We start from the raw sequence: 20,352 nt of genomic DNA, 5'->3' as shown, positions 1-20,352 counted from the left end.
CGTCCCGGTGGGGCTCACGCCACACCCGCCCGGTACTCGACGTCCTCGCCGGTCAGCGCCAGGTAGGCCGCCTCCAGGGAGGCCACCACCCGGGTCAGCTCGTGCACCCGCACCCGCGCGTCGAACGCCACGTCGCCGACCTCGGTCAGGCCCAGCCCCTCGACCCGGAGCGCCCCGTCCAGCTCCAGGGAGACGTGCGCGCCGGCCTCCCGCAGCGCCACCGACAGCAGCGGCGCCTCCGGACTGCGCACCCGGACGGCGGCGTGCGCGCCGAGCAGGTCGGCCATCGACACGTCGGCCAGCAGCCGGCCGCGGCCGAGGACGACGAGGTGGTCGGCGGTGTCCTCCATCTCGCTCATCAGGTGGCTGGAGACCAGCACCGTGCGGCCCTCGGCGGCCAGGCCGCGCAGCAGCCCGCGCACCCAGCGGATCCCCTCCGGGTCCAGGCCGTTGACCGGTTCGTCGAGCAGCAGGACCTCCGGGTCGCCGAGCAGCGCCGCCGCGATGCCCAGCCGCTGCCCCATGCCGAGGGAGAAGCCGCGCACCCGCTCGTGCGCCACGCTGCCCAGGCCGACCAGCTCGACCACCTCGTCGACCCGGCGCATCGGCAGGGCGTTGCTCTGCGCCAGGACGGCCAGGTGCGCGTACGCCGTCCGCCCGGGGTGGCGGGCCCGCGGGTCGACCAGCGCGCCGACCCGGCGCATCGGGTGGTCCAGCTGCCGGTAGGGCACGCCGAGCACGGTCGCCGTCCCGGCGGTGGGGCGGGTCAGCCCGAGAACGCAGCGCATCGTCGTCGTCTTGCCCGAGCCGTTGGGGCCGAGGAACCCGGTCACCCGGCCGGGCTGGATGCGGACGGTGAGGTCGTCGACGGCCACCCGGTCGCGGTAGTGCTTGGTGAGGCCGTCGACTTCGATCACGGGCGACAGCATGGCGATTGCGAGCCCTCCCGCGCGGGAGGCTCGGCGGACGGCGTCGTCAGCCGGCGTGGGCCGCCCGCTCGCGCTGGATGAGCTCCTTGCTGCGCACCAGCCGCAGAAAGGTGACCACCAGCAGCCCGCCGGCGACGTTGAGCAGCGTCGTGTACCAGAACCAGGCCAGCCAGTCGCCGTAGCCGTATGGCGCTCCCGCGTGCAGCGCGCCGAACAGGATCAGCGAGTCGAGGATCGAGTGGAACAGGACGAGCCCCGCCAGCAGGAACGCCCCGGCGACCGCCGCGGCGAGCTTGCCCGCCTCGGACGCCGCGCCGTGCTGCATCCGGGTCATCAGGGTGATGAAGGCCCCGGCCAGCACGGCCAGGCAGACCGCCCGCAGGTCCAGCGGGGCCTCCACGAAGGTCCGGCCCGACTCGATCGCCGCCGTCCCCAGGCTCGGCAGGGCGTGCACGACCAACCACATCACCAGCCAGCCGCCGACGAGGTTGGCGACCAGCGTGCCCGCCCACAGCTTGCCCAGCTGGCCCAGGCCGGCCCGCCCCGCGGCCACCGCGGTGACCGGGACCAGGAAGCCCTCCGTGAACAGCTCGCTCTTGGCCAGCATCAGCGCGACGAAGCCGATGCTGAACGCCAGGCCGGCCAGCAGGTGGCTGCCGGTCTCGGTGTAGACGGCGAGCAGCGCGACCACGCCGGTGGCGACCTCCAGCCCGCCGGCCAGCCCGGTCGTCAGCACCTCTCGCCAGGAGCGGTGCAGCCGCTGAGCGCCCTCGTCGACGATCCGGTCGAAGGCCAGGGCGACCTGGTCCTCGGCGGGGGCGTCGGTCTCCCCCAGCTGCTCCCGCACCGACTGCGCCACGGCGGCCTCCCTGTCCGGCGGCCCGCCGCCCGCCCGGCTGCTCGAGTGCCGGCAGGACCGCGCCGGGGCTACCCCGCCGACCTGCGGGTCCACACGTCCGGGACGGGCGCGCCGGGGGCGGCGCGGGGAGGATCGAGGCGTGACGTCGCGACGGGTGGCCAGCCTGCACGTGTGGGGCGTACCGCGCCGGGCGGTGCCCGCGGCCCTGGTGCGGATGGCCGCCGACCGCCGTCCGCTGCGCCGCACCCCCGGCCTGCGCTTCGCCAAGCTGCTGGGCACCGGGTCCGGGCGCACGTTCACCCTCCGGGACGCCGACCCCCGCCGCTGGGCGCTGCTCGCGGTGTGGGACGACGCCCGCGCGGCCGACGCGTTCGCGGCCGACCCCCTCGTCGCTCGCTGGCAGCGGATCGCCGACGAGCAGTGGACCGCCCGGCTGCGCCCGCTCACCTCCCGCGGCCGCTGGTCGAGGGAGGAGCCGTTCGGCCGGCCGTGGCCGCAGCGCTGGGACGGCCCGGTCGCCGCGGTCACCCGCGCCCGGCTCACCCCGCGCAAGGCGGTGGCCTTCTGGCGCGCCGTCCCGCCGGTCTCCGCCGACCTGCACGCCAGCCCCGGGCTGCGCCTGGCCCTCGGCATCGGTGAGGCGCCCCTCGGCCTGCAGGGCACGTTCAGCGTCTGGGACTCCTCCGCCGCGCTCAACGCCTTCGCCCACGCGCGCGCGCCGCACGTCGACGTCGTCCGGCGGACCGCCGAGGAGGGCTGGTACGCCGAGGAGCTGTTCGCCCGCCTCGGCGTGCTCGCCGCCGACGGGACGATCGGCGGCCGCGACCCGCTGGCCTGAGCCGGCGCCCGGCGGTCAGCCGTCCGGCGGCTGCAGGGTGTAGAAGCGGACCTCGATGCCGTCCGGGTCGTGCAGTCCCGGCAGCAGCGAGAGCCCGTGCCCCTCGACGATCTCGCCGTGCGGCTCGCCGAGGTCGTCGAGCCGTCGTCCCCAGGCGACGAGGTCCTCCCGCGCCGGGACGCCGAGGGCCAGGGGGTCGAACCCGGCCAGGGCTGCGGCCCGCTCGGGCTCGTGGCGGACGGCGATCGCCAGCGTGCGGCCGCCGTCCCGCAGCGCCACCCCCATCAGGACGCCGTCCTCGACGAACTCCAGGTCGACGGCCAGCCCGAGGACCTTGCAGTACCAGTCCCGGCTGCGGGCGACGTCGCTGACCGGGAGCTTGACGTGGTGGAACCCCTGCAGCGCCGGCACGGCCACCTCCCCGAGGTCTTCCCCAGCAGGGTCCGGCGGGAGCGGGCCCGCCGACAAGCCCCGGCCGGTCCGCTACAGCCGGCAGGTCAGGTGGATCTCCTCGCGGTCGTCACCGGGCGCGACCCGGATGGCACCGGGCATGCGGCCGAACTCGGTGTAGCCCAGGCCCTTGTAGAACTGCTCGAGCCCGGTGCCGCCGCGCGCGGTCAGGTGCAGGAACTCCAGGCCGCGCTGCCGTGCGATGTCGTGGACGCCGGTCATCAGCACCCGGCCGAGCCCCTGCCCCTGCCGGCTGGGGTGCACCTGCACCCGCAGCACCGTGGCCCAGTGCTGCCGCAGCGGGCTGACCGACAGCGACAGGACGGCGAACCCCGCGACCTCGCCGTCCACCCGGAGCAGGGCGACGATCTCGCGCCCCTCGTTCACCCGGGCGACGAGGGCGTCGAGGAACGGCGCGACCTCCTCCTCCGTGACCGGCGGGACGAAGCCGACCGCGCCGCCGGCGTTGGTCACCTCGGTCCAGCAGCGCAGCATCCGGTCGCGGAGCTCCGCGTCGACGCACTCGACCGGGGCGACCTCGCTGCGCATGGGCCCATTGTCCCGCCGCGCCTCGGCCGTCCCGGACACGGGGAGGTCGGCGGCCGGCGGGGCGGTAGCCTGACCGGGCGGCGTACCCCACGCCAGACCCTCTGACCGGTTGCCCACGCCTCCGGCCGTGCGAGGGCGCAGGGGATCGAAGTCCTCGGGGAGCTCGACCTGCGGCAGACGAGCCTCTTCGCAGCGGCCGGGCCGGGTGACGCGTGGGGTCGGCCGGACCCACGCCGCGCCGAGGAGCTCCCGATGACCCGCCAGAAGCACCTGAAGGCCGCCGTCCGCGCCCGCATGGCCCGGACCGGCGAGCGCTACACCACCGCCCACCGCAACCTCACCGGCGCCGCCGCGGCGGCCACCGCACCCCCGCCCGAGGTGGGCGGCGGGCGGCTGCACGACAGCGCGGTGCTCACCCGGGTGCTGGCGGCCGCCGGCGTCGTCGCCGACACCGACGGCCGCCCGCTCGACGAGCCGGTCGTCGCCGGTCTCGCGGGCGGCATCGGGTTCATGTACTTCTCGTTCTCCTACGCCGGCGCGCTGCCCACGATGACGATCGTGCCGCGGATCCACCCGCGCCCGTTCGTCGTCGGCGCGCTGGAGCGGGCCGGGGTCGGCCACCGGGTCGTCGAGACCACCAGCGCGGCCAAGGCCGCCCGCGAGCTCGACGCCGCGCTGGCCGCGGGGCGCACGCCGGTCTGCACCGTGGACCGCGCCGCCCTCCCCGCCCAGGCGTGGGCCGACGACCTCGCCGGCGGCGCGCCCCACGACGTGACCGTGCTCGGCCGCCGCGACGGCACGGTGCTGCTCGACGACGACTGCCTGGCCCCCGACGCGCTCCCCGAGGATGCCTTCACCGCGGCGCGGTCGGCCCACCGGCAGAGCCGCCACCGCATGGTCGTCGTGGAGCCGACCGGTGCGCCGGTCGCCCTCGCGCCGGCGGTCCGCGCGGCGCTGGAGGTGACCGTCCACGACCTCACCGAGGACGTCATGCCGAACGACTTCGCCGGCAACTTCGGCCTGCGCGGCCTGGCGAAGTGGGCCGACGCCGTGGCCGACCGGCGCCGCAGGACCGGGTGGGCGCGGCTGTTCGGCAGCGGACCGGCGTTCGGCACGGCGATGCGCCGGCTGCACGACTGCCTGACCACCGACCACTCCTCACCGGGCGCCGTCCGGCCGCTCTACGCCGACTTCCTCGACGCGGCGGCCGGGCTCCTCGACGTCCCCGCGGCCGCGGAGTGCGCCGGCCTCTACCGCCGCGCCGGAGAGCTGTGGAGCCGCATCGCCGAGGAGGCCGTGAGCGGCGGGATGGCGCTCTACCGGGAGCTGGTCGAACGCCGCTGGGAGCTGCTGTTCGAGCGCGGCGGCGCGGCGGCGGCCGACCTGCAGGAGCTCGCGCGCCGGGCGAGGGCGCTGACCGACGCCCTCGACGTGTCCGAGGGCGACCGGCGCGCGCAGCTGGACCGGATCGCCGCCCTGGCCGCCGAGGTGCTCGCCGTCGAGCGCGAGGCCTGCACGGTCCTGACCGAGGTCGCCCGCGGCTGAGCCACCCCGCGGCCGCCCGGGGCACCCTCGCCCGGGGCGGTCCTCAGCCGCTGGGGCCGAACCGCTCGACGCGGATGTCGGCGGCCGGCACACCGGTGTCGACGAGCAGCTGGCTGGCCGCCTCGGCGAAGGACGGCGACCCGCACACGTACGCCGTCCGCCCCGGCTCCCACAGGTCGGCCACGTCGGCGGCGGTGATCCGGCCGGCCGCGCGCCCGCCGTGCGGCTCCCGGGTGGTGACCACCCGGGCCCCCGCCGCCAGCAGCTCCTGGGCGTAGGGCAGCTCGGCCAGGGTGCGGGTGGAGACGGCGGTCCGCAGCCGGTCGGTCGTGCCGAGGGTGTGCCCCGTGCGCAGCATCGACACCAGCGGCACCACGCCGGTGCCGCCACCCACCAGCAGCGCCGGCATCGCGCCGTCCCACACGAACCAGCCGCCGATCGGGCCGCGCACCTCGAGCTGGTCGCCGGGCTGCACCACGTCGGCGAGGTACGTGGAGACCTCACCCTCGTGGAGGCGCTCGACGAAGAGCTCGACCTGCGGGTCGCCGGGCGCCGACGCCACGGAGTACGACCGCTGGGCGCGGTACCCGTCCGGGGCGGTGAGCCGGACGACGTAGTGCTGCCCGGCCATGTGCTCGACCCGGTCGGCGACGTCGAGCCGCAGCCGGACGGCGTCCGTGAGGGGGTGCTCCACGTCGGTCACGGTCGCCGTCCGCCAGCCGCCGCTGGGCGCCTGCGGACGGTGCGGGAGCTCAGTCACCCTGGTAGCGCTGCTCGCGCCAGGGGTCGCCGCGGTCGTGGTAGCCGTTCTGCTCCCAGAAGCCGGGCTGGTCGCGCTGCAGCAGGGTCAGCCGGGTGACCCACTTGGCGCTCTTCCAGAAGTACAGGTGCGGCACGAGCAGCCGCACCGGGCCGCCGTGCTCGGTCGGCAGCGGACCGCCGTCGTACTCCCACACCACCCAGGCCTTGCCACCGGTGACGTCCTCCAGCGGCAGGTTGGTGGTGTACCCGGTCTTCGACGTCGCGATGACGAAGTGCGCGTCCGCGGTCGGGCGGGCCGCCTCGAGCAGGGTGTCGACGCTGACCCCGGCGAACCAGGTGTCGAACTTCGACCACGTCGTCACGCAGTGGATGGCGCCCCGGTACTCCGACCGGGGCAGCCTGTGGGCCTCGTCCCAGGTCCAGGTCGTCGGGTTCTCGACCCGCCCGTCGACGGTGATGCTCCACGTCGCGGGGTCGATCCGCGGGGTCGGCTCGGCGGTGAGCACCGGCCAGTCCCGGCCGGCGTCGTACTGCCCGGGTGGGAGGCGGGGATCGCGGTTCTGGCGGCGGCCGAGGAAGCCGCGGGTGGGTCCGACCATGTGGTTGTCCTCCCCCTCTGGGGTGCCCGGGAACCACCGGTCGGGCAGCTCCGAGCGGCGCGGCCGAGCGCACCTTAGCGGTTCTTCGCGGTTAGGGCACCCTTACGAGAGCTGAGTCACCTCGCGTTAACTTGGCCGTCTCAACGGCAACGACCTAGCGTTGGCACACGTGGCAACGGTGACGCAACCGGGTCAGCGCCGGACCCCGAAGGCGGCGAAGACCAGTTCGGTCTTCAAGAAGATCGTGATGGCGATCAGCGGCATCATCTTGGTGCTGTACCTGATCGCTCACATGATCGGCAATCTCAAGGCCTTCACGGGCCGCGAGGGCTTCAACCACTACTCCGAGTGGATCCGCACGATCGGTGAGCCGGCGGTCCCGGCGCAGACGACGCTGTGGATCATCCGGGTGGTCCTGCTGGTCGCGGTGGGCGCGCACATCTGGGCGGCGATCTCGCTGTGGCGCCAGGCCAAGCGCGCCCGTCCCAACGGGTACGTCACCAAGAAGCCGGTGGCCCAGAGCTACGCCTCGCGCACCATGCGCTGGGGCGGCGTGATCGTCCTGGCCTTCATCATCTACCACATCCTGGACCTGACGCTCGGCGTCGCGAACCCGGACGGTCCGGGCACGACCCCCTACGACCGCGTGGTCGCCGGCTTCTCCAACCCGATCGTGGTCATCGCGTACGCGATCGCGCTGATCCTGCTGGGTATGCACCTGCGGCACGGGATCTGGAGCGCCACGCAGACCCTCGGCCAGAGCAACCGGCGCCGTGAGAAGACCGTGAACCTCTTCGCGCTCGCGTTCTCCGTGGTCCTCATCGGCGGCTTCCTCCTCGTGCCGCTCTCCGTCCTCTTCAACATCATCGACTGAGGAGCTCCACCGCGATGCCACTCGACCTCTTCACCGTCGGTGACCCGATCGCCGACACCAAGGCACCCATGGACGTGCCGATCGGCGAGCGCTGGAGCACCCGCCGCTTCCGCGGCCGGCTGGTCAACCCCGCCAACCGCCGCAAGATGACCGTCATCGTCGTCGGCACCGGCCTGGCCGGCGGCTCGGCCGCCGCCACGCTCGGCGAGGCCGGCTACAAGGTCAAGTCCTTCTGGTACCAGGACAGCCCGCGCCGCGCGCACAGCGTCGCCGCGCAGGGCGGCATCAACGCCGCCAAGAACTACCGCAACGACGGCGACAGCGTGCACCGGCTGTTCTACGACACCGTCAAGGGCGGCGACTTCCGCTCGCGCGAGAACAACGTGCACCGGTTGGCCGAGGTCAGCGTCAACATCATCGACCAGTGCGTCGCCCAGGGTGTCCCGTTCGCCCGCGAGTACGGCGGCCTGCTCGACAACCGCTCCTTCGGTGGCACCCAGGTCTCGCGGACCTTCTACGCCCGCGGCCAGACGGGCCAGCAGCTGCTGTACGGCGCCTATCAGGCGCTGGAGCGGCAGATCGCGGCCGGCAACGTCGAGCAGCACGCCCGCACCGAGATGCTCGACCTGATCGTCGTCGACGGCCGGGCCCGCGGCATCGTGGCCCGCGACCTGGTCACCGGCGAGATCAGCACGCACTTCGCCGACGCCGTCGTCCTGGCCTCCGGTGGGTACGGCAACGTCTTCTACCTGTCGACCAACGCCAAGGGCTCCAACACCACGGCGATCTGGCGGGCGCACAAGCGGGGCGCGTACTTCGCCAACCCCTGCTACACCCAGATCCACCCGACCTGCATCCCGGTCAAGGGCGACTACCAGTCCAAGCTCACGCTGATGAGCGAGTCGCTGCGCAACGACGGCCGCGTGTGGGTGCCCAAGGAGCGCGGCGACACCCGCGACCCGCGGGACATCCCCGAGAGCGAGCGCGACTACTACCTCGAGCGGATCTACCCCTCGTTCGGCAACCTGGTCCCCCGCGACATCGCCTCGCGGCAGGCCAAGAACGTCTGCGACGAGGGCCGCGGCGTCGGCCCCGGGGGGCTGGGTGTCTACCTCGACTTCGCCGAGGCCATCCAGCGGATGGGCCGCCCGGCCGTCGAGGCCAAGTACGGGAACCTGTTCGACATGTACGCCCAGATCACGGGCGAGAACCCGTACGAGACGCCGATGCGGATCTACCCGGCGGTCCACTACACGATGGGCGGCCTGTGGGTCGACTACGACCTGCAGTCGACGATCCCCGGCATGTTCGTGATCGGTGAGGCGAACTTCTCCGACCACGGCGCCAACCGGCTCGGCGCCAGCGCCCTCATGCAGGGCCTGGCCGACGGCTACTTCGTGCTGCCGGCGACCATCACCGAGTACCTGGCCGACGCGCCGTTCGAGCGGATCGACGACAGCCACCCGGCCGCCGTCGAGGCGCTGCAGGGCGTCCAGGCCCAGGTGCAGAAGCTGCTGAGCATCAACGGCACCCGCAGCCCCGCCTCGTTCCACCGCGAGCTCGGCAAGCTGATGTGGGACCTGTGCGGCATGGAGCGCTCCGAGGAGAGCCTGCGCAAGGCGCTGGACCGGATCCCGGAGATCCGCCAGGAGTTCTGGACCAACCTGAAGGTGACCGGCACCGAGGGCTCCTTCAACCAGACCCTCGAGCACGCCGGCCGGGTCGCCGACTTCATCGAGCTCGCCGAGCTCATGTGCGTCGACGCGCTGCACCGCAACGAGAGCTGCGGCGGCCACTTCCGCGCCGAGAGCCAGACCCCCGAGGGAGAGGCCCTGCGCGACGACGAGAACTTCGCCTACGTCGCCGCGTGGGAGTGGACGCCGGAAGGCGCTCCGCCGGTCCTGCACCGCGAAGCCCTCGAGTACGAGTACGTCCACCTCGCCCAGCGGAGCTACAAGTGACAGTCACCGACCAGGGCGCCATCCGCACCGCCGGCGCCACGGGTACGCCGAGCGAGAAGCGCGGCATGACGCTGACCCTGCGCATCTGGCGGCAGAACGGCCCGCGCGACAAGGGGAAGGTGGTGACCTACAAGGTCGCCGACATCTCCCCCGACATGTCGTTCCTCGAGATGCTCGACGTGCTCAACGAGCAGCTCATCCAGAACGGCGACGACCCGGTGGCCTTCGACCACGACTGCCGCGAGGGCATCTGCGGCATGTGCGGCGTCATGATCAACGGGATGGCGCACGGTCCGCAGCAGACCACCACGTGCCAGCTGCACATGCGGTCGTTCAAGGACGGCGACACGATCACCGTCGAGCCGTGGCGCGCGACGCCGTTCCCGGTGATCAAGGACCTCGCCGTCGACCGGCGGGCGTTCGACCGGATCATCCAGGCCGGCGGCTACATCAGCGTCCCGACCGGGACCGCCCCCGAGGCGCACTCGGTGCCGGTGCCGAAGAAGGACGCCGACGCCGCGTTCGACGCCGCGACCTGCATCGGCTGCGGCGCCTGCGTCGCGGCCTGCCCGAACGCGTCGTCGATGCTGTTCACCGCGGCCAAGGTCACCCACCTCGGGCTGCTGCCGCAGGGTCAGCCCGAGCGCAACGAGCGCGTGGTGAACATGGTCGCCCAGCAGGACCGCGAGGGCTTCGGCGGCTGCACCAACATCGGCGAGTGCTCCGCGTCCTGCCCGAAGGGCATCTCGATGGAGACCATCTCCCGGCTCAACCACGACCTGCTCGGCGCCCTGCGCGCCGGCGCCCGGCCGAAGAGCTGAAGAAGGACCCCGGCCTCCTCCGGCCGGGGCGGTGGGCGACAGTGGGCGGGGACCCTTCGGGGTCCCCGCCCGCTGTCGTCTGCACCACCGCTGGGTTCGATGTGCGAACCTAGACCGGTGACGATCGAGGAGACCGGGACCCCCTCCCCCGCCGCCTGGGGCGAGCCGCGCTCGCGCACGGTGAGCTGGCACGACCCGCGGGTCGTGGCGGCCGGCGCCCTGGAGCGCAGCGGCCTGCAGACACTGGAGGCCATCCGCGACGGCGTCCTGCCCCCGCCGCCGATCGCCCGGCTGTTCGCCATGGACGTCGTGGCGGTCACCGAGGGGCGGGTGGAGTTCCGCTGCGCGGTCGACGAGTCGGCCTACAACCCGATCGGCGTCGTCCACGGGGGCCTCGTGTGCACGCTGCTCGACACCGTGGCCGGCTGCGCAGTGCACTCCACCCTGCCCCGGGGCACCGGCTACACGTCGATCGAGATCAAGGTCAACTACCTGCGGTCGGTGCACGCGGCCAGTGGGCCGCTCACCGCCGTCGGCACGGTGGTCAAGCCGGGCCGGCGGGTGGCGTTCGCCGAGGGCGAGGTGCGCGACGCCGAGGGGCGGACGGTCGCCACGGCGTCCAGCTCGCTGCTGGTCTTCCCGCTCCCGGGCTAGCCGACCAGGTCCGCGGGCCGCCACTCGTCGAGCCACTGCTCGAGGCGGTCCGCAGGCAGCGGCCGGCTGAGGTGGAAGCCCTGCACGACGTCGCAGCCGAGGGCGGCCAGGGCGTCCACGGTGGCCTGGTCCTCGGCGCCCTCGGCCACGAGCGACAGGCCCAGGGCGTGCGCCAGCTGCAGGGTCGAGGTGACGATCGCCGCCGACCGCGGGCTGCCGGTCAGCGCGGCGACGAAGCTGCGGTCCAGCTTGAGCTCGGTCACCGGGAGCACGGCGAGGTAGGCCAGGCTGGAGTAGCCGGTGCCGTAGTCGTCGATGGAGACGCCGACGCCGGCCTCGCGCAGCCGGGTGAGCACGCCGACGGCCCGCTCCCGGTCCTGCACGAGCAGGCTCTCGGTCACCTCGAGGACCAGCGCGTCCGCCGGGACGCCGTGGCGGTCGAGCAGCCGGGCGACCGCGTCCGGGAATCGCTCGCAGACCAGGTCCGAGGGGCTGACGTTGACCGACACGGTGAGCTCGCGGCCGGCGTCGGCCCAGGCGCGGCGCTGGGCGAGGGCCAGGTCGACGACCGTCGTCGTCAGCTCCGACATCAACCCGGCGGACTCGGCCAGGTCGATGAAGGCGTCCGGGTGCAGGAGCCCGCGCGTCGGGTGCTGCCAGCGCACCAGTGCCTCCACGCCGTCGACCCGGCCGGTCGCCAGGGTCAGCTTGGGCTGGTGGTGCAGCACCAGCTCGCCGCCGCTGATCGCCCGGCGCAGCTGTTCGACGGCCTCCAGCCGGTGCCGGCCCTCGCCGTGCCGCTCCTCGTCGTAGACGGCGGCGCCGCTGCGCGTGCTCTTGGCGCAGTACATGGCCAGGTCGGCCATCTGCAGCAGCTCCTCGGCCGACCGGGAGTGCTGCGGGCCGACGGCGATGCCCACGCTGGCGTCGACGGGCAGCGCCATCCCGCCCAGCCGGATCGGCTGCTGCAGGGCCCCGCACAGCCGGGCCGCGAGGGCGAGGGCGCCGGTGTCGTCCAGGTCGTCGGCGAGCACGACGAACTCGTCGCCGCCGAGCCGGGCGAGCAGGTCGCCGCCACGCAGCTGCGCGGACATCCGCCGCCCCACCTCGCGCAGCAACCCGTCGCCGACGGCGTGGCCGAGGGAGTCGTTGATCTCCTTGAACCGGTCGAGGTCGACGACGAGCACCGCGGTGGTCCCGCCGGCGGCCAGGTGCGCCTCGACGCCGGCCATCGCCTCGAACACGTGCCGACGGTTGGGCAGCCCGGTGAGGTCGTCGGTGCGGGCCTGGCGGCGGCTGTCGGCCAGCGCCCGCACGTCGCGGAAGGTGAGGGCGGTCCGGGCGAGGGCGGCCAGGACCGCGCCGAGCGCGAGCACCCCGGCCAGCCGGTCGTTGGCCTGCGAGTAGCCGGCGAAGAGCAGCCCGAGCGCGACGAGCGAGCAGACGCCCGGGACGGCGAGCGCGCCCAGCCCCTCCAGCCGGCTGGTGGCACCCCGGCGCGGCGGGTAGCAGGCGGCCAGCCCGAAGCAGCCGAAGGCCAGCCCCCAGCCGACGTCCAGCGCGGAGCCGGGCGTGAACGAGTCGTGGACGATCTCGTAGGCGTACACGGTGTCGGTCACGACGAACAGCGCCATGCCACCGGTCAGCCACCACCACACGCCGCCGGCGCCGCGCCCGACGACCGCCAGTGCGCCGGCGAGGAGCACGAGCAGCAGGAGGTCGGCGACCGGGTAGGCCGCCGCGGTGACGGCGGCCGCGGGGGGACCTTCGGCCATCCGCAGGAGCCCGCCCAGCGCGAGCGCCGCCCCCAGCGCCGCGGCGGTGAGCCCGCTGACCACGCCGTCCAGCCACATGCTCGACGTCAGCCGGCGCACCCGGGCCCGCAGCAGGAGGAACAGCCCGACGTAGGCGAACGGGTACAGGCCCATCCAGCCGAGGTCGGCCCAGGAGGGCCGCGGCACGACCGGCAGGTCCGCGTAGTGCACCTGGTGCAGCAGGGCGCCGGTCAGGTAGGAGGCCACCGCCGCGGCGAAGCAGAGCCAGGCACCCCGGTCCCGGGGCGAGACGGTCGCCCGCACCGCCAGCAGCGCGGCCAGCCCGGCGAGGAACACCAGCTTCCCGTTCCCGGCCAGGACGGCGAGCCGGCCGGTGGCCCCGAGCGCCGAGGTGACCAGCGACGCCGCGTAGGTCGCCCCGAGCACGGCCGCGGCCACGCGCACCACCCGCAGCGACCGGTCGGTGCGCTGGCGGCTGCGCGCGCGTCGTTGCGCGTCCGGGGCGTGCTCCACCACGTCCATGGCATCGGCCGCGGGGGCGCCGCACTCCACCCCAGACGCGAGCCGGACGCCTCGGTTTCCTCCGCCGGGGGGAGATCACGCCCACGACGGGGCGTCGGACTGCCGTCGCACACGGGGATCAGCCGCGGGGAGGGTCGGCCTCCACCACGTGCTCGACCGGCAGGCGGGCGGCCCGCTCCAGCCGCCCGGGCAGGTCCCGGCGCAGCCACCGGGACAGGCCGAGCGGCAGCGTCGAGACGATGACCGAGTCGGCCGGGAAGCGGGCCAGTGCCGCGGTCGCGGCCACCAGCGGGTCCGGGTCGCCGACCTCGCCGGCGGCCTCCGCCCCGAGGTCCCGGAGCTGCGCCAGCGCCCGGTCCAGCCGTTGCTGCGCGAGCGCGAAGGCGCGCTGCGAGGCCGCCAGCACGCCGTCCTCGGGGTCCTTGCCCGGCGCCGGGCGCTGGTCGCTCAGCGGCGTGGCCGGCACCACGACGAGGAACTCGTGCTCGGCGTCGGCGATCCGCCGCCGGACGGCGTTCATGAGCCCCTCGCCGCACAGGGTCTGGTTGGCCAGGACGAGGCACCGTCGCTTCTCCGCCACCCGCCGCTCCCTCTCGAGCACCCGAAGGTGCCCTCACCGTTGCCCGGCCGGGTCACGGACAGGCGAACGACCGGCATCCGGCGGGCGCCCGGCGGGTGAACAACGAGACGGCGACCGAGCCCACTGGACACGGCGGCGCGGCCGGGCAGGCTGGGGGCAGCCGCCGGAGGGAGCCGCCGTGACGCACCGGGACGACCCCGACGGGTGGGCCGGGCCGACGCCGGAGGTGCGGATCGGCGACCGGTCGTTCCGGCTGCCGCTGCGCTACTCCGACAACGCCTGTATCGCGTCGGTGCACACCGCCTCCTACGCGGCGGTCGCCGCCGCCCTGCCCGCCGGTCCCCTGCGGCCGGTCCGCTGGGCCGACGGACGAGCCCTGCTGTCGGTGACCGCCTTCCGCTACCGCGCGGTGACCACCGCCGACGACCCGCCCGGCCTCCTGGCCCCCTACGGCGAGCTCTCGGTCGCGGCCGTGGTGACCCGGGGCCCGGCGCCGCGGGTGCTGCCGCTGCTGCGCCGCCGGCTGCCGCTGTTCGTGCTGCACCTGCCGGTGACCACCGCCGAGGCCCGGGACGCCGGGGCCACGCTGTGGGGGTTCCCCAAGTTCGTCGCCGACATGGACTTCACCGAGCACCGGACGACCCGCGGGGTGGCCGTGGCCGACGGCGGGGCCGCGCTGCTGTCCCTGACCGTCCGGGCCGCCGGGCCGGTCCTCCCCGACCGCCGGCCCGCGGTCGTGTACAGCGAGCGCGACGGGCAGCTGGTGGAGACACGGGTGCCGATGGCCGGCCGGCTGCGGCTCGGGATCGGGCCCGCCTCCGGCGAGCTGCAGCTGGGCGAGCACCCCGTGGCCGGGCAGCTGCGCCGGCTGGACGTCTCACCGGCACCGCTGGCGGTCTTCGACTACCTGGAGCACCGGAGCCTGCTGCCGGCGGGGCGGGCCGTCGGGCCGGTCGCGGCGTACCAGGGGCACCGTGGCGAGCAGCGGACCCGCGGCCGGCTCACCGTCGGCTACCCCGGCACCCCGCCGCTGGACCTGTACGCGCCGCCGGCGCCCGCACCGGCCTGATCCCCCCGACGCCGGCGCCGGACCCGGTGCCGTGCCGGTCACCTCCCGGCGGCCTCCACGTCCGCGCGGTCCAGCGCCCCGGCCTCGACCAGCACGTCCACGGCCGGCTGGAGACCGGCCAGGGCGCGGACGAGGTCCTCGGGCCGGGCGATGGTCCACGCCTGGGTGTCGACGTAGCAGCGGACCGCCTCGTCGAAGGCCGCCGCCCCGGCCGCGTCCCGGGCCGCCAGCAGCGCAGCGGCGCCCTTCGAGTAGACCCGGCGCTCGTAGTCGTCCTGGTCGGCGAACTCGGCCATCGTGCCGGCGACGTCCCCGCCGCGGTCCAGGTCGTCCTCGTCGTGGCCCCCGTCGTCGGCGACGGTCTCGGCGTAGGTCGCGAACGCCTCGTCGAGCCAGGGGTCGCGGAACTGGGAGTTGCCGACCATGCCGTAGAACCACATGTGGGCGACCTCGTGCACGACCAGGCCGAAGTTCGCACTGCCCAGCAGTATCGACGAGGCATACTCCTCGCCGCCGCCGTCCCGGCCGTCGGAGACCAGCGGCACGGTGAGGGTCGGGTAGGGGAAGGGCCCGAAGCGGGCCTCCAGCAGCGTGATCGCCGCGGCGGTGTCCTCGGCGAGCTCCTCGGCGGAGGTGTCCGCACCGGGCAGCACGGCCGCGGTCACCGTGGTGTCCCCCGCCTGCGCCTGCGCGCTCTCGAACTCCCCCGCCGCCACGCTGACGTCCCGGGCGACCGGTTCGTGCGACTCCCACACCCGGCGCCCGCCGGCCTCCGGCCGCGGCGGCTCCTGGGCGCCGCTCATGACGACGGTGAGCTCCTCGGGCGCCGAGACACGGATCGTCGTGTCGGCGACCGTGGCCGCCGTCGTCTCGCCGCTGATCTCGCTGAACGGGTCGCGCGCCCAGCCGTGCCCGGGCTCCCAGGTCAGCAGCGGGAAGCCGCTGGCCCACCAGGTGACGTCGTCGTCCACGCCGAGCCGGTCGAAGCCGGCCGGGGTCCGGCCCGTGGTGAGCCGGAGCGTGAAGTCCAGCTCGACCGACACCGTCCGCCCGGCCTCGACCGGTGCCCGCAGGTCGACCCGGTAGAGGCCCCCGGGGGTGCCGGGCGCGGCCTCGGCGTCGACGTGCCGGCCGCCGGCCACGTCCTCGCCCCGCACCGCGTCGACCCGCAACTCGTGGCCGGCCGACTGGGGGGCGTTCGGGATCAGCCGGAACCACAGCTCCTCGACCTGCCGGTCGGGGGTGAAGGCGACCGTCTCCGTCCCGGTCACCGTGCGGCGGTCGTCGTCGAGCCGGAAGTCGAGCCCGACGACCGGCCGGTCGGGGTCGGGGGCCGCCCGCTCCGCCGTTCCGCAGTCGGCAGCCGGACCGGCCTCCTCGGCCTGCTCGGCGGGGGACGCCGTGCAGGCGGCCAGGAGGAGGACGGCGCCGCAGCCTGCGGCCCACCGGCGTCCGGACGTCCGGCGGTCGGTCCCGTCGAGCATGGTCTCTGCCCACCCGTCAGGTGCGGCCGGGCCCGCGCTCGACGGGTCTGCTCGCGACCGTCCCCGCTGCGACGCAATCTAGGCAGTTCCCGTGCCGACCGGCACCCCGATCGGCACGGGAACTGCAATCGTCAAGGAGTCAGCTCTCCGGCTGCCAGAAGAACTCCTCGATCGAGGGCACCTCGCCGTCCAGGATCCCGTACTCGGCGGCCTTCTCCGGCGCCGCCCGGAACTCCTCCTCGGTGAGGTCGGACTTGAACAGCGGCATCGTCAGCCGCGCCACCAGCGAGGGGTCGATCTCGGTGTACTCGGGGATCTGCGCGCGCCACTCGTCGGGGTGCTCGCGGGCGTAGTCCAGCGACTCGAGGATGCCGGCCCGGATGCCCTCGAACAGCTGGGGGTCGGCCTCGATCTGGTCGGTCGTGGAGAAGTAGACGCCGGAGAGGCCGATGCCGTCGGGCACCAGGTCGAGCCAGTCGTCGGCGATGACCCGGGCGCCGGCGTCCTGGGCGAGGGTGCAGAACGGCTCGCCGCACACGAAGGACTGGATCTGGCCGCTGCCCAGCGCGGTGACGGCGTCGGGCAGCGACATCTCGACGAAGTTGACGTTGTCGGGGTTGCCGCCCGCGACCTCGATCGAGTTGCGGGCGAGTGTCTCGACCTGGCTGTTGAGGATGTTGAGGGCGACCGTCCTCCCCTCGAGGTCGCCGGCGTCCTGGACGGCCGGGTCGCTGGCCATGAGCGCGTTGATGTGCTGTCCCTGCTGGCCGTTGCTCCACGACGTGGGCGCGATCGCGGTGACCGGGAGGCCCTGCTCGCGGGCCTGCAGGATCGAGACGATCCCGCTGAAGCCGAAGGCGTACTCGCCGGTCACGACGGCGGGCACCAGTGCGGCGCCGCCCTGGCCGAGGTTGAACTCCAGGCGGATGCCGCGGTCGGCGAAGAAGCCCTGCTCCTGGCCGAGGTGCAGGATCGCGACGTCGCTCACCGGGATGATGCCCACCTGGACGGTCTGCACCTCGCCGTCGGCCTGCCCGCCGCCGCCGTCGGCTGCCGGGTCGTCCCTGCCGCACGCGCTGAGCAGCAACGCCAGCGCGGCGGTGAGGGAGGCGGCACGGGTCCTGGTCGATGTGCGCAACGGTCCTCCTGCGGTGCGGGAACGTGTGCGGCATCCGAACGCGAGTGCGCTTCCCGGACGCCCGAGCGATCGGAACTTAGGTGATGGCCATCACACGGTCAACCGCCCGCGCCGGTGGGCGTCAGCGGCTCTGCAGCGCGTCCAGCGCCACGGCCAGGGACGCCGCCACGCGGAAGTCCAGCCGCGGGTCGGGCACCGTCACCAGGTAGCGGTCCCGGATGCTCTTCTGCCGCTCGCTGACCAGCACCGTCGCCCCGGTCGTGGCGTCGACGAAGTCGAAGTGGAAGACGAACGGGATCCACACCTCGCCGACGTACGGGATCAGCTCCCAGATCCGGCGCAGGATCGCGATGAGCGGGCGACGCTCCCGGCCGACGGCGGTGATCCCCGGCGCGGTGAGCTCCCACGTGGAGCGCAGCAGGCTGGCCCCGAACCGCTTGCGGAACGTGCCGAGGGGGGTGCCGTGCTCGTCGAACACGTCGTGCTCGGCGCGGACGTCGAGCCGCTGGCGCGCCTTGAACGAGAAGACCCGGCGGCTCCTGTTCGCGTCGGCGTAGAAGACGACCTCCTCCTTGAGCTTCATGCGCTTCTGCTCGGCGAAGGCCAGCGTGCGGGTCTCGGTGCCGTCCGGGTCGGCCGCGATGACCTCGTAGCGGTTGACCACCAGCGTCACCTGCTGCTTGACGACGAACGCCGGCACCGCCATCGGCGCCGGCAACGGGGATCCTGGGGCAGCGGTCACGACGGGCACTCCTGGGGTCGGCCGGGCGGAGGGACGCCCATCCTGGCCCACCGCTGGACGGCGAGGGCGACGCGCGGACGGGCGGAATGCGCGGCGGGCCGGCCGACTTGTCGACGTCGTACGTGGCCGACGAGGGCCGTGTCGACGCCGTCCGAGACGAAGGACCCCCGTGACCGCCACCCAGGACCCCACCCGCGAGACCCCGGCCACCCTCGCCCCCGCGACCCCGCCCATGGGCCGCGGGCTGCTGGCCCTGGTCCTCGGCGCCTTCGTCGCGGTGGGCCCGCTCACCATCGACATGTACCTGCCGGCCCTGCCGACGATCACCGCCGACCTGCGGACGACGTCGGCGACGATCCAGCTGACACTGACCGGCACCCTCGTCGGGCTCGCGCTCGGCCAGCTGGTGCTCGGGCCGGTGTCGGACGCCCTGGGACGCAAGCGGCCGCTGCTGGCCGGGACGGCGCTGTACGTGGTGGCCTCGCTGCTGGTGCTGGTCGCGCCGAACATCGCCGTCCTCGGGGTGCTGCGCGTGCTGCAGGGCGTGGGCAGCGCCGCCGGCGCGGTGATCGCGATGGCCGTCGTCCGCGACCTCTACACCGGGCGCCCGGCGGCGACCATGCTGTCGCGGCTCTTCCTGGTCCTGGGCGCAGCACCCGTGCTGGCCCCGACGATCGGCGGCGAGGTGCTGCGCTTCACCTCCTGGCGGGGGATCTTCGTGCTGCTCGCCGTCTACGGCCTGCTGCTGCTCGCCGTGGGGGCGCTGGCGCTGCGCGAGACGCTGCCGGTGGAGCGCCGGTCCAGCGCGGGCCTCGCCGGGACGCTGCGCACCTACCGCGGGCTGCTGCGCGACCGCACCTACGTGGGGCTGGTCCTCGTCGCGGGCCTGACCATGGCCGGCCTGTTCAGCTACGTCTCCGGCTCGTCGTTCGTCTTCCAGCGCCAGTTCGGGCTCGACGAGCAGCAGTTCGGGCTGCTGTTCGGGGCCGGCGCGTTCTGGCTGATCGCCGCCACCCAGCTCAACCCCCTCGTGCTGCGCCGCTGGAGCTCCGCCCAGGTTCTCGTCGCGGGGATCCTGACCGGCGCGGTCGCCGGCGCGGTGCTGCTCGTGCTCGCGCTCACCGACACCGGCGGGCTGACCGGGGTCGTGGTGCCGCTGTGGGCGGTCCTGTTCGCCGGCGGCCTCGCACTGCCGAACGCGCCCGCCCTCGCGCTCACCCGGCACGGGGAGTCGGCCGGCGCGGCGGCGGCGCTGCTGGGCGCCGTCCAGTTCGGTGTCGGCGCCTCGGTGGCCCCGCTGGTCGGCGTGCTCGGCAACGACGCCGCCGCGATGGGCACCGTCGTGGTCGGGGCCCTCCTCGTGGCGATCGCCGTCCTGGTGACCGTCGTCCGGCCGTGGCGGCTGGCCGAGCCCGAGGGCGCCCCCGTCGGCTGACCGAGGGTCAGGCCTGCTGCTGGGCCGCGAAGGCGTCCTCGAACAGCCCGGTGAAGGCGGCCTCGTCCAGCGGCGCGGAGTTCGTGCCGGTCTGCTGAAGGAACAGCGCCCGCTGCCCGTCGATGGCCACGGCCATCAGCGAGGGCACGGTGATGCTGGTGCCGTCCGCCCCCTGCACGGCGGTGGTGAACGCGATCCCGTCGCTGGCGTCCCCGAGGGCTGGGACCTCGAAGTCGCTGAACGTGACGGTGGCCGTCGAGCCGTCGGGTGCCGCCACCGTCACCTCCGGGCACTGCTCGAGCAGCTCGCCGAACTGCGCCGCCTCGCCGTCGACCTGCTCGCTCTCGGCCAGCACCTGGGCGGTCACCGCGGCGGAGGAGGTGGCGGTCTGCGCCACCATGACCCCGAAGTCCTCCGGGGTGAGCTGGGTGGACCCGACACTCTGCCCGCACTCCGGCGGGGTGATCGACCCGCCGGGCGGCAGCCCGCCGGTCCCCGAGGAGGCCAGCTGGCGGACGTCGACGGTGAGGACCTGGGCGTCCGGCCCGAACGCCTCGGGCGGTAGCAGCCCGGCGGCCAGCTCGTCCTCGGTGCTCAGCTCGGCCTCCTCGGCCGCCGGGCTGGTGGCGGCCGGGCCGGCACTCGAGGACGGGGCCGCGGCCTCGCCGCCGCGCTCGGCGCAGGCGGAGACGGCCGTCAGCACCCCCAGTCCGGCGAGCACGACCGGCAGGCTGCGGCGGCGGGAGCGCATCGAGGCGATCATGTT

At 74.5% G+C, this 20,352-nt stretch carries 20 protein-coding genes; 8 read left to right on the top strand and 12 right to left on the bottom strand.

Translation table 11 applies throughout. The features are described 5' to 3' along the window. Positions 1-14: 14 nt before the first annotated feature. Both ACI79D_RS12820 and ACI79D_RS12815 read right to left on the bottom strand, forming a co-directional pair. A complete protein-coding gene (locus tag ACI79D_RS12820) occupies positions 15-917 on the bottom strand; it encodes an ABC transporter ATP-binding protein (protein ID WP_456918801.1) in 903 nt (300 codons plus the stop codon). A 58-nt stretch (positions 918-975) separates the two neighbouring features. Then, positions 976-1,788: a formate/nitrite transporter family protein gene (locus tag ACI79D_RS12815; protein ID WP_456918800.1), complete on the bottom strand. Its 813-nt coding sequence runs from the start codon at positions 1,786-1,788 to the stop codon at positions 976-978. Between the two features lie 139 nt (positions 1,789-1,927). On the opposite strand from ACI79D_RS12815, the gene ACI79D_RS12810 reads away from it, so the two are divergent. Beyond that, positions 1,928-2,626: a monooxygenase gene (locus ACI79D_RS12810; protein WP_456918799.1), complete on the top strand. Its 699-nt coding sequence runs from the start codon at positions 1,928-1,930 to the stop codon at positions 2,624-2,626. Positions 2,627-2,641: 15 nt separating this feature from the next. On the opposite strand, the gene ACI79D_RS12805 is transcribed toward ACI79D_RS12810, so the two are convergent. Then, positions 2,642-3,037, bottom strand: coding sequence for a VOC family protein (locus ACI79D_RS12805; protein WP_456918798.1), 396 nt, complete (start codon positions 3,035-3,037; stop codon positions 2,642-2,644). Positions 3,038-3,109: 72 nt separating this feature from the next. After that, entirely contained in the window at positions 3,110-3,625 is a 516-nt protein-coding gene (locus ACI79D_RS12800; RefSeq protein ID WP_456918797.1) for an N-acetyltransferase family protein, read from the bottom strand. A 252-nt stretch (positions 3,626-3,877) separates the two neighbouring features. Here ACI79D_RS12800 and ACI79D_RS12795 point away from each other — a divergent pair, with 252 nt between their 5' ends. Then, positions 3,878-5,170, top strand: a complete 1,293-nt coding sequence (locus ACI79D_RS12795; RefSeq protein ID WP_456918796.1) for a BtrH N-terminal domain-containing protein — start codon at positions 3,878-3,880, stop codon at positions 5,168-5,170. A 43-nt stretch (positions 5,171-5,213) separates the two neighbouring features. Here ACI79D_RS12795 and ACI79D_RS12790 read toward each other — a convergent pair whose 3' ends face one another. After that, positions 5,214-5,930: an FAD-binding oxidoreductase gene (locus ACI79D_RS12790; protein WP_456918795.1), complete on the bottom strand. Its 717-nt coding sequence runs from the start codon at positions 5,928-5,930 to the stop codon at positions 5,214-5,216. After that, complete coding sequence (locus ACI79D_RS12785; RefSeq protein ID WP_456918794.1) at positions 5,923-6,531, bottom strand: sulfite oxidase-like oxidoreductase; 609 nt, start codon at positions 6,529-6,531, stop codon at positions 5,923-5,925. Before ACI79D_RS12785 ends, ACI79D_RS12790 begins: the two co-directional genes overlap by 8 nt. A gap of 169 nt (positions 6,532-6,700) precedes the next feature. On the opposite strand from ACI79D_RS12785, the gene ACI79D_RS12780 reads away from it, so the two are divergent. The 4 genes from ACI79D_RS12780 (at position 6,701) to ACI79D_RS12765 (ending at position 10,841) form a co-directional block, all read left to right on the top strand. Beyond that, positions 6,701-7,405, top strand: a complete 705-nt coding sequence (locus ACI79D_RS12780) for a succinate dehydrogenase cytochrome b subunit (RefSeq protein ID WP_456918793.1) — start codon at positions 6,701-6,703, stop codon at positions 7,403-7,405. A gap of 14 nt (positions 7,406-7,419) precedes the next feature. Beyond that, positions 7,420-9,366: a fumarate reductase/succinate dehydrogenase flavoprotein subunit gene (locus ACI79D_RS12775; protein ID WP_456918792.1), complete on the top strand. Its 1,947-nt coding sequence runs from the start codon at positions 7,420-7,422 to the stop codon at positions 9,364-9,366. Beyond that, entirely contained in the window at positions 9,363-10,187 is an 825-nt protein-coding gene (locus ACI79D_RS12770; RefSeq protein WP_456918791.1) for a succinate dehydrogenase/fumarate reductase iron-sulfur subunit, read from the top strand. The genes ACI79D_RS12775 and ACI79D_RS12770 overlap by 4 nt, the downstream gene beginning before the upstream one ends. Before the next feature lie 117 nt (positions 10,188-10,304). Continuing rightward, positions 10,305-10,841 (top strand): PaaI family thioesterase, encoded by a 537-nt coding sequence (locus ACI79D_RS12765; protein WP_456918790.1) that lies wholly within the window; start codon positions 10,305-10,307, stop codon positions 10,839-10,841. Here ACI79D_RS12765 and ACI79D_RS12760 read toward each other — a convergent pair. Together ACI79D_RS12760 and ACI79D_RS12755 are read right to left on the bottom strand one after the other, a co-directional pair. Beyond that, complete coding sequence (locus ACI79D_RS12760; protein WP_456918789.1) at positions 10,838-13,129, bottom strand: putative bifunctional diguanylate cyclase/phosphodiesterase; 2,292 nt, start codon at positions 13,127-13,129, stop codon at positions 10,838-10,840. The two genes, ACI79D_RS12765 and ACI79D_RS12760, sit on opposite strands and share 4 nt — an antisense overlap. Before the next feature lie 127 nt (positions 13,130-13,256). Further along, positions 13,257-13,718, bottom strand: a complete 462-nt coding sequence (locus ACI79D_RS12755) for a hypothetical protein (RefSeq protein WP_456918788.1) — start codon at positions 13,716-13,718, stop codon at positions 13,257-13,259. A gap of 178 nt (positions 13,719-13,896) precedes the next feature. Between ACI79D_RS12755 and ACI79D_RS12750 the strand changes: the two genes are divergently transcribed. Then, entirely contained in the window at positions 13,897-14,787 is an 891-nt protein-coding gene (locus ACI79D_RS12750; RefSeq protein ID WP_456918787.1) for an acetoacetate decarboxylase family protein, read from the top strand. 38 nt (positions 14,788-14,825) lie between these two features. On the opposite strand, the gene ACI79D_RS12745 is transcribed toward ACI79D_RS12750, so the two are convergent. The 3 genes from ACI79D_RS12745 to ACI79D_RS12735 form a co-directional block, all read right to left on the bottom strand. Further along, a complete protein-coding gene (locus ACI79D_RS12745) occupies positions 14,826-16,271 on the bottom strand; it encodes a M1 family aminopeptidase (RefSeq protein WP_456918786.1) in 1,446 nt (481 codons plus the stop codon). Between the two features lie 139 nt (positions 16,272-16,410). After that, positions 16,411-17,409, bottom strand: coding sequence for an ABC transporter substrate-binding protein (locus ACI79D_RS12740; RefSeq protein ID WP_456918785.1), 999 nt, complete (start codon positions 17,407-17,409; stop codon positions 16,411-16,413). Between the two features lie 121 nt (positions 17,410-17,530). After that, positions 17,531-18,151, bottom strand: coding sequence for a hypothetical protein (locus ACI79D_RS12735; protein ID WP_456918784.1), 621 nt, complete (start codon positions 18,149-18,151; stop codon positions 17,531-17,533). 169 nt (positions 18,152-18,320) lie between these two features. On the opposite strand from ACI79D_RS12735, the gene ACI79D_RS12730 reads away from it, so the two are divergent. Further along, positions 18,321-19,586 (top strand): multidrug effflux MFS transporter, encoded by a 1,266-nt coding sequence (locus ACI79D_RS12730; protein WP_456918783.1) that lies wholly within the window; start codon positions 18,321-18,323, stop codon positions 19,584-19,586. A 7-nt stretch (positions 19,587-19,593) separates the two neighbouring features. On the opposite strand, the gene ACI79D_RS12725 is transcribed toward ACI79D_RS12730, so the two are convergent. Next, positions 19,594-20,349 (bottom strand): hypothetical protein, encoded by a 756-nt coding sequence (locus ACI79D_RS12725; RefSeq protein WP_456918782.1) that lies wholly within the window; start codon positions 20,347-20,349, stop codon positions 19,594-19,596. Between the last annotated feature and the right edge of the window lie 3 nt (positions 20,350-20,352).

The organism is Geodermatophilus sp. SYSU D00708 (assembly GCF_054050115.1).
This window is presented reverse-complemented; position numbering and strand designations above follow the sequence as displayed.

Bases quoted from the DNA above. Each gene is read 5' to 3' on its own strand.
- ACI79D_RS12725 (WP_456918782.1), bottom strand. From the start codon at position 20,349: ATGATCGCCTCGATGCGCTCCCGCCGCCGCAGCCTGCCGGTCGTGCTC.
- ACI79D_RS12800 (WP_456918797.1), bottom strand. From the start codon at position 3,625: ATGCGCAGCGAGGTCGCCCCGGTCGAGTGCGTCGACGCGGAGCTCCGC.
- ACI79D_RS12745 (WP_456918786.1), bottom strand. From the start codon at position 16,271: ATGCTCGACGGGACCGACCGCCGGACGTCCGGACGCCGGTGGGCCGCA.
- ACI79D_RS12775 (WP_456918792.1), top strand. From the start codon at position 7,420: ATGCCACTCGACCTCTTCACCGTCGGTGACCCGATCGCCGACACCAAG.
- ACI79D_RS12795 (WP_456918796.1), top strand. From the start codon at position 3,878: ATGACCCGCCAGAAGCACCTGAAGGCCGCCGTCCGCGCCCGCATGGCC.
- ACI79D_RS12785 (WP_456918794.1), bottom strand. From the start codon at position 6,531: ATGGTCGGACCCACCCGCGGCTTCCTCGGCCGCCGCCAGAACCGCGAT.